The sequence below is a fragment of the Parasphingorhabdus sp. genome, assembly GCF_049667325.1.
Taxonomy (GTDB): Bacteria; Pseudomonadota; Alphaproteobacteria; order Sphingomonadales; family Sphingomonadaceae; genus Parasphingorhabdus.
Window position 1 is genome coordinate 1 of the sequence record NZ_JBATHY010000070.1, and the last position, 4,324, is coordinate 4,324.

General features: G+C 59.2%; 5 protein-coding genes. All 5 read right to left on the reverse strand.

Annotated elements, in window-relative coordinates:
- Positions 1-56: 56 nt before the first annotated feature.
- The gene (trpB, locus tag WBM93_RS03710; RefSeq protein WP_424428310.1) at positions 57-1,292 is read right to left on the reverse strand and encodes a tryptophan synthase subunit beta; all 1,236 of its coding nucleotides are present in this window, start codon (positions 1,290-1,292) and stop codon (positions 57-59) included.
- Between the two features lie 87 nt (positions 1,293-1,379).
- A complete protein-coding gene (locus WBM93_RS03715; RefSeq protein ID WP_424428313.1) occupies positions 1,380-2,024 on the reverse strand; it encodes a phosphoribosylanthranilate isomerase in 645 nt (214 codons plus the stop codon).
- 130 nt (positions 2,025-2,154) lie between these two features.
- Positions 2,155-2,829 carry an orotidine-5'-phosphate decarboxylase gene (gene pyrF, locus WBM93_RS03720; RefSeq protein ID WP_424428316.1) on the reverse strand — a complete coding sequence of 225 codons (675 nt, stop codon included), beginning with the start codon at positions 2,827-2,829 and terminating at the stop codon, positions 2,155-2,157.
- Positions 2,826-3,164, reverse strand: coding sequence for a LapA family protein (locus WBM93_RS03725; protein ID WP_424428319.1), 339 nt, complete (start codon positions 3,162-3,164; stop codon positions 2,826-2,828). Before WBM93_RS03725 ends, pyrF begins: the two co-directional genes overlap by 4 nt.
- An 84-nt stretch (positions 3,165-3,248) precedes the next feature.
- Positions 3,249-4,324: adenylosuccinate lyase (gene purB / locus WBM93_RS03730; protein WP_424428322.1), on the reverse strand; the 1,076-nt coding region annotated here is incomplete at its 5' end.

Consider the following 4,324-nt stretch of genomic DNA (forward strand, 5'->3'; position numbering starts at 1 on the left):
GTTCTGCGATGCATCGATGGATGCTGAAACGAGTTCAGCATGACGAGTGGCGATGTTCATATTTCCGTCCCAAGCGCCTCGGCGACAGTGAAAATATCCTTGTCGCCGCGTCCACACAGGTTCGCCAGGATAATCTTGTCCCGATCCATCTTCACCGCCTCCCGCGTTACCGCGGCAATCGCATGGCTGGGTTCCAGCGCGGGAATAATCCCTTCGGTGCGGCAGAGCAGCTGGAAGGCGTCGAGCGCTTCGGTGTCGGTAGCGCTGTCATAATCGACGCGGCCGGATTCTTTCAGCCAGCTGTGCTCCGGACCGATGCCGGGATAGTCGAGGCCGGCGCTGATCGAATGGGCTTCGGTAATCTGGCCGTCTTCGTCCTGCAGCAGATAGGTCTTGTTGCCGTGCAATATGCCGGGGCCGCCGCCGGCGAGGCTCGCGGCATGTTGCTTGTCGAGGCCATGGCCCGCCGCTTCGATGCCGAGCATCTTGACGTCCGGATCGTCGAGAAACGGATGAAACAGGCCGATGGCATTGGAGCCGCCGCCAATGGCCGCGACCAGCATATCGGGCAGACGCCCGACACGGTCGAGCATCTGGGCGCGGGCTTCCTTGCCGATCACGCTCTGGAAATCGCGAACCAGTTCAGGGTAGGGATGGGGACCGGCAGCGGTGCCGATGATGTAGAATGTGTCGTGGACATTGGCGACCCAGTCGCGCAGCGCCTCGTTCATCGCGTCTTTCAGCGTCGCTGCGCCGCTGGTCACCGGCACGACTTCCGCGCCGAGCAATTTCATCCGGAACAGATTGGGTTTCTGCCGCGCGACATCGGTAGCGCCCATGAAAATCGTGCAAGGCAGGCCAAAACGCGCGCAGACGGTCGCGGTTGCCACGCCATGCTGACCGGCACCGGTTTCGGCGATAATCCGCGTCTTGCCCATGCGCATCGCGAGCAATATCTGGCCGATACAATTGTTGATCTTGTGCGCGCCGGTATGGTTGAGCTCGTCGCGCTTGAACCAGATTTGCGCGCCTTTGCCTGTCGGCGCATCCTTGCGGACTTCCTCGGTCAGGCTTTCGGCATAATAGAGCGGGGAAGGCCGACCGACATAATTTTGCAGCAGATCGTTGAACTGTTCCTCGAACGCCGGATCGGCCTGCGCCGCGCGATAATGTTTTTCCAGATCGAGGATCAGCGGCATCAGCGTTTCGGCGACATAGCGCCCGCCAAATTCGCCAAAATGGCCGCGGTCGTCGGGCATGTTGCGGAAGCTGTTGGGGGGTGTGTCGTTCATTGTGCGATCATATCCGTTCGTGCTGAGCTTGTCGAAGTACGAATCCTCGCGGCAATCACCCTTCGACAGGCTCAGGGCGAACGGGTCTTACTTGGACGCGTCATATTCCCGCACCGCTTGGCAAAAGGCGGCGATTCTGTCCACATCTTTGACACCGGGCGCGGATTCCACGCCGGAGGAGACGTCGACCAGCGGGGCGTGTGTTGCGTTCAGGGCGTCTGTGACATTGTCCGGATCAAGGCCGCCGGCCAGTCCCCAATCGACCTGATGGTCATGGCCTGCGAGCAAGGACCAGTCGAAGGATGTTCCGGTTCCCCCGGGCAGTGCCTTGGCCGGGGCGTCAAACAACAGCCGGTTCGCTGCGCCGACATAACGGCTGGATTTTGCCAGCGTGGGCGCGTCCTTCACGCCGAGCGCCTTCCAGATTTCGAGGCCGCTATTGTCGGCAACCAGTTTCAGCCAGTCGGGCGTTTCGCTGCCGTGAAATTGCAGGACATCGGGCCGGACCGCATCAATCGCCTGCCCGGTCAGCTTGGGGTCGGCATTGACCAGCAGGAGAACGGTCTTGATCCGCTTTCCGGCATAGGCGCGCAATTCCTTCGCGCGTTTCAGCGAAACATGGCGCGGGCTTTTTGCGAAATGGACCAGACCGATATGGGTGGCGCCGGTTTCGACAGCAGCGTCGATGGCGGCTTCTGTCGAAAGGCCGCAGATTTTGATTTTTGTTTTCATGGATAGGTTTTTAGCGCGCTAAACATTATTCGTCATGCTGAACTTGATTCAGCATCCAGAGTGAGTTGTCATGGATTTCGCCGCTTGCCGCTCTGGGCCCTGAATCAAGTTCAGGGTGACGATAAAAAGCTTAAAGCGTCGCTTCAATCGCACGCGCCGCCGCATTAGGATTATCCGCACCGGTAATCGGCCGGCCGATCACCAGCACACTCGCGCCATTGTCTCTGGCTTGCTGCGGGGTCATCGCGCGTTTCTGGTCGCCCATTGCGCCGCCTTTTGGCCGCAGGCCGGGGACGACGAAAAAGCCGTCTTTCCAGTTCTTGTGCGCCGCGCCGACTTCATTGCCCGAACAGACGATACCGTCCAGTCCCGCTTCGCGGGCGAGATCGGCGAGCCGCTCGACCTGATCATGCGGCGTGCCGGCATAGCCGATACTGCCCATATCATTCTCGTCGAGCGAGGTGAGCAGGGTGACGCCGACGACCTTTGTATGTTCGTTGGCCGCTGCCTTGGCATCTTCCATCATCGCCCGGCCACCCGAGGCGTGGACGGTCACGATCGCCGGTTCGAGCATGTTGATCGCCTGCATCGCCTTGGCCACGGTATTGGGAATATCGTGCAATTTGAGATCAAGAAAGATCGGCAGGTCGAGCTTCTGGATTTCGTGGACCCCGTGATGACCATGGGCGCAAAAAAATTCGAGGCCCAGTTTCAGACCGCCGACATGGCCTTTGACCGACTGCGCAATTGCGATCGCCTGATCGAGATCAGGCGTGTCGAGCGCAACAAAAATCGGGTTGCTCATACGCCCGTCACTGGGTCGTTGCCGACCGATGATACGGCCGGAGCCGGTTCCGCGGCCGGCGTTGGTGCACGGCTAGGTGCTGGCGTCGGGACAACGGCCGGTCTTGCCGCATCTTCCAGCGTCTTGATCCGTCGCTGGAGCCGCCATTTAGAGCCTCTGAGAAGCAGCCAGGTGGGCAGGAAGCCGAGCAGAAAGGCACCGACGACGAAGGTCGAAACCCTCGCTTCGATAACCGCCGCTACCATATCGAGCGAAGCCCGTGCTTCATTGGTCCACCAGAAAATGAAGGTCGCCACCAGCAGAAGAACCCAGAACAGGATTTTGATAAATTGCATGACTCACCCTTTTTCGTTCAGCAACTATCCTAGTCGTAAAAAAGGCGGGTGGCCAGATGCTATGCAGTTGTTCCGGAAACTGTTCTAGTTTCCAAAGACCCGGTCGAAAATCGTGTCGACATGTTTGAAATGATAATCGAGGTTGAACCGTTCCTCGAGCTCTTCGTCTGTCAGTTTTGCGCTGACGTCCGGATCGGCCTTTAGCAGATCGAGTAACGCGATCTGCCCGTCCGATTCCCAGACTTTCATCGCGTTGCGCTGGACGATGCGATAGCTGTCTTCGCGGCTGATGCCAGCCTGGGTCAGCGCCAGCAGAACGCGCTGTGAATGGACAAGACCGCCCATCCGGTCGAGATTCTTCTGCATCCGTTCGGGATAGATCAGCAGCTTTTCGATGACCCCGGTCAATCGCACCAGCGAAAAGTCGAGCGTGATCGTCGCATCCGGCCCGATCATCCGTTCGACCGAACTGTGCGAAATATCGCGTTCGTGCCACAGGGCGACATTTTCCATCGCGGGCAGGGCGTAGCTGCGGACCATCCGGGCGAGGCCGGTGAGATTTTCGGTGAGGATAGGGTTGCGCTTGTGCGGCATTGCGCTGCTGCCCTTTTGGCCGGGCGAGAAATATTCTTCGGCCTCGAGCACTTCGGTGCGCTGAAGATGGCGGATTTCAACCGCGAGTCGTTCCACCGAAGAGGCGATAACGCCGAGCGTTGCGAAAAATTGCGCATGGCGGTCGCGCGGGATCACCTGGGTGGAGATGGGCTCTACTGTCAGGCCCAGTTTCTCTGCGACATGCTCTTCGACCTTGGGATCGATATTGGCGAATGTTCCGACCGCGCCGGAAATCGCGCAGGTTGCGATTTCCTTGCGCGCTGCGACCAGCCGTTCGCGGTTGCGTTCAAATTCGGCATAGGCCTGGGCGAGCTTCAGACCAAAAGTAACCGGCTCGCCATGAATGCCATGGCTGCGGCCGATCGTGGGCGTGAACTTATGTTCGAACGCTCGTGTCTTGATTGCAGCGAGCAGCGCATCGATATCGGCCAGCAATATGTCCGACGCGCGCGCCAGTTGTACCGCCAGGCAGGTATCGAGAACATCGCTCGAGGTCATGCCCTGATGCATGAAGCGCGATTCTTCGCCGACATTTTCTGCAACAT

Coding starts and splice junctions, on each gene's coding strand:
- WBM93_RS03725 (WP_424428319.1), bottom strand. CDS start 3,164: ATGCAATTTATCAAAATCCTGTTCTGGGTTCTTCTGCTGGTGGCGACC.
- trpB (WP_424428310.1), bottom strand. CDS start 1,292: ATGAACGACACACCCCCCAACAGCTTCCGCAACATGCCCGACGACCGC.
- pyrF (WP_424428316.1), bottom strand. CDS start 2,829: ATGAGCAACCCGATTTTTGTTGCGCTCGACACGCCTGATCTCGATCAG.
- WBM93_RS03715 (WP_424428313.1), bottom strand. CDS start 2,024: ATGAAAACAAAAATCAAAATCTGCGGCCTTTCGACAGAAGCCGCCATC.